General features: G+C 63.3%; 3 protein-coding genes. All 3 read left to right on the forward strand.

Annotated features, from left to right (window positions below):
- Positions 1-128: 128 nt before the first annotated feature.
- Entirely contained in the window at positions 129-1,409 is a 1,281-nt protein-coding gene (locus tag ABNS06_RS06350; RefSeq protein WP_348673304.1) for a CDC27 family protein, read from the forward strand.
- A 606-nt stretch (positions 1,410-2,015) separates the two neighbouring features.
- On the forward strand, positions 2,016-2,786 hold the full coding sequence (locus ABNS06_RS06355) for a helix-turn-helix domain-containing protein (RefSeq protein WP_348673305.1): 771 nt from the start codon (positions 2,016-2,018) through the stop codon (positions 2,784-2,786).
- On the forward strand, positions 2,776-3,568 hold a 793-nt coding region (locus ABNS06_RS06360; protein ID WP_348673307.1), incomplete at its 3' end, for a TolC family protein. The genes ABNS06_RS06355 and ABNS06_RS06360, both read left to right, overlap by 11 nt.

The raw sequence follows: 3,568 nt of genomic DNA on the forward strand, positions 1-3,568 counted from the left end.
CGACTCCGCGGCCAAGAAGGCGGTGGAGCGCTTCAAGTACAAGCCCCGCGTCATCAACGGCAAGCCACAGGTCGTCCGCGGCGTCGAGCATCTCATTACCTTCAAGCTGGATGACTAGGGGGACTGATATGCGTCTGCTGCAAGCCACACTGCTGTCGCTCATCCTCGCCACGATCCTGATCAGCGCGCCCGCCTGGGGTGCCGATGACGACGACAAGCGGCGCAAGCCGCCGACCAAGGTCACCGAGAAGCTCTCGCCGGAGGTCTACCAGAAGATCGAGGAAGCGCAGACCGCGCTGGAGGAAAAACGCTTCAACGACGCCGAAGCGGTCATGAATGAGCTCAAGGCCAAGGGCGACAAGCTCAACGACTACGAGAAGGCGCAGACCTACAACTTCCTCGCCGCGATCCACTACGAGCAGGGCCGCACCCAGGCGACGATCGAGGACTACATCCAGATTCTCAAGCTGGAAAACGCCCCCGAGCAGATCCGCAACAACGCGCTGTTTCGCCTGGCCCAGCTCTACTTCGTCGAAGAAGACTACGCCAAGTCCGTACGCATTCTTGATGAATGGATGAGCCGCGTGGACTCCGTACGCCCCGAGGCGCACATGCTCAAGGCCCAGGCCTACTACCAGCTCGAGCAGTACGACCAGGCCGAAGGCCCGGTCATCACCGCCATGACCGAGGCCAGACGCCGCGAGCAACCGTTGCAGGAAAACTGGCTGGCGCTGCTGCGGGCCATCTACTACGAGCAGGGCAAGTACAAGAGTGCGGTGAAGGTGCTCAGCGAGCTGGTCGAGCGCTGGCCGAACTCGAACTACTACAAGCAGCTCGCCGGCATGCTGGGGCTGATGGGGCAGCAGGAAGGCCAGCTGTACGTCATGCACGCCGCGTACAGCGCCGGGATGCTGGAGTCCGAGTCCGAGATTCTCAACATGGCCCGGCTGTACATGGCCGAGGACGCGCCGTATCCGGCGACCGAGGTGATTCAGCAGGGTTTCGCCAACGGTTCCATCGAAGAGAATGCCGAGAATCTGCAACTGCTCGCTCAGGCCATGGCGCTTGCCAAGGACCATGAAGGGCAGATCCCGGTGCTGGAGAAGGCGGCCCGGCTGTCCGGTGAGGCGCGCCAGTACCTCTACCTCGGTCAGGCCCAGGTGGCGCTGTACCGCTGGGCGGACGCGGCCGAGTCGCTGAACAAGGCCTTGTCCATCGGCGGACTGGAGCGCACCGGCAGCGTGTACATGCAGCTGGGCACGGCGTACTTCAATCTCGAGCGCTACGGTCCGGCGCTGCAGGCTTTCAAGGAAGCCCGGGCCTATGAGGACTACGCCAGCCAGGCCAGGCAGTGGGTGGCGTTCGTGAATCAGGAGATCAAGCGGCAGCGGGCCATCGGGCAGTACTGACCCGCCTGCGGGAGCCCCCGGCGCCGCGTTGGCGCTGGCGCAATCACGCAGATGTAGCCGTTCAGGGCAGCGACCATTGGTCGCTGCCTTTTTTGTTTGTGGCGCATCGATTCCGGACGGTTTACCGAGGTTCTTATTAATCAACATGGTTGTTGCATTGCAGCATCCTGATTGTTATGCTGCGCCGCAACAACTGATTTATAGGTAAGTCAGAAATGCTAGTTGAACCTCTTGCAGTGTTTTCCTGGTCGGTGATCGCGCTGACGGCGGGCCTCGCCGCACTCGGTTCCCTCGGAATTCGTACGCCCCGTGCCCGGCATCGCTTCGAACACGGCCAGCCGCCGCAGCGGCGTCACGCGGCTCCGGTTGTGCGATTGGTGAAATCCAACGACACGACCATCCGCTCTCAGGACTCTGATCCGTCGCATCAACGCGCCGCGTGATGGCATCCGCTGTCGCCGACGGGCACCACCGCGCAGGGTGGGGTGTCGGTTGGCGACAGCGGGTCAGCGGTTGTACATCGGGTTGCAGGACCCGTTTTTTATGCGTCAAAATGAACGTCATTCATTTTGAGACTGGGATTCAGCCGTTCGGCTGGTCGACGCCATGAGTACCGCAGATCGGCGCGAGCGCGAGTTCGCTGCCAGGGAAAAGCACATCCTGAAAATCGCGAGAGAGATGATTCGCGAGTCGGGATTCCTGAATCTGCAGATGGCGGAACTGGCGCGCCGCGCCGAGTATGCGACGGGTACGCTCTACCATCACTTCCGCTGCAAGGAAGACCTGCTGTATCTGCTGACCACCGAGGGCATGCAGGTCAGGCAGACGATGTTGCGGCGGGTCATGAGCTGGGACGCGAGTTCGCGCGACCGCATGGCGGCCACCGGATACGCCGACTGGCTGTTCGTCGAGGCGCACCCGGACCACTTCCGCCTGGAACAGCTGGTTCGCGCGGCGGATATCTGGATGCGGGCGACACCGGAAGTGCGCGAATCGACGATGAACTATGGCGAAGCCTGTGCGCGTCAGGTGTTCGGCATCGTCGCGGATGCGGTGCGGGTCGGCGACCTGGATCTGCTGGATCGCACGGCGCAACAGATCGCATTCGGGTTCTGGACGATGTCGGTGGGTACGCACACGATGACCCACGCCGAAGGGCTCATCGAGCGTTTGGACGTGCGCCACCCCTATGTCATGTTGGCGCGGAATTATCAGGCGCTGCTGAACGCGCTGAACTGGAAACCCCTCCAGGATCCCGGAGATGAATCGGCATTGCATGCTTTTTTTGAACGCGTGCATGAGGAGCTGTTTCGTGACTACCCGGTCTCGCGATGGAGTGGACGCAAGGATGAGTCGGAGTCGGACGATGAAACGTAACTATCTGATGGCAGTGGCGGTTTTCGCCTGGTCCGCGGTGGGCATTGCGGCCGAGGCGCCATTGCTGACCCCGGACGATGTCTGGGCGCTGGCGCTGGAACACGATCCGGTGTTCTCGGCCGCGGTCGCCGAGGAATCCGCCGGCACCCAGGCGTACCGGATTCGCCGGGCGACGGTACGCCCGACGCTGGCGGCGACCGCCGAGGTGGCCCGCGTGGACCGGACCATCGAGTCCGAGTTCTTCAGCGGCGGCTCGGGCAGCGCTTTCGAAGAAAACTACGATGAATACAGCTACGGCATCTCGCTGACGCAACCGCTGTTCCGCTGGGATCTGCTATCGGAGCTTGATGTGGGCCGCGTCGAGGTGATCGCCGCCGAGGTCGCGCTCAAGCGCACGCGTCAGGAACTGGTGGGGCGGCTGGCACGTGCCTATGTCGACGTGCTGGGTGCGGACGATGGACTGCAGACAGCGCGCTCCCGCCGCGAGGCGGTGCAGCGTCAGCTGACCCAGGTGCGTGACCAGGTGGACGTCGGCGTGGTCGCCATTACCGGTCTGCGCGAGGCCGAGGCCGAATACGACCTGGCGGAGGCCGAATTGATCGACGCTCAGCTGCGAGTCGACGATGCGGTGGATCAGCTCGCGCGCATCATCGGTACCGCATCCTTCGAGCTGGCGCCGGTGCGTAGCGTGGCGCCGCTGGACGAGGTCAGCGAGCGACCACTGGCGGACTGGCTGGTGGCCGCGCAGGAGCGCAACACCAATGTGGTCGGCGCCCGTCTGC

The organism is uncultured Abyssibacter sp., assembly GCF_964000955.1.
Lineage (GTDB): Bacteria > Pseudomonadota > Gammaproteobacteria > Nevskiales > OUC007 > Abyssibacter.

Bases quoted from the DNA above. Each gene is read 5' to 3' on its own strand.
- ABNS06_RS06350 (WP_348673304.1), top strand. From the start codon at position 129: ATGCGTCTGCTGCAAGCCACACTGCTGTCGCTCATCCTCGCCACGATC.
- ABNS06_RS06355 (WP_348673305.1), top strand. From the start codon at position 2,016: ATGAGTACCGCAGATCGGCGCGAGCGCGAGTTCGCTGCCAGGGAAAAG.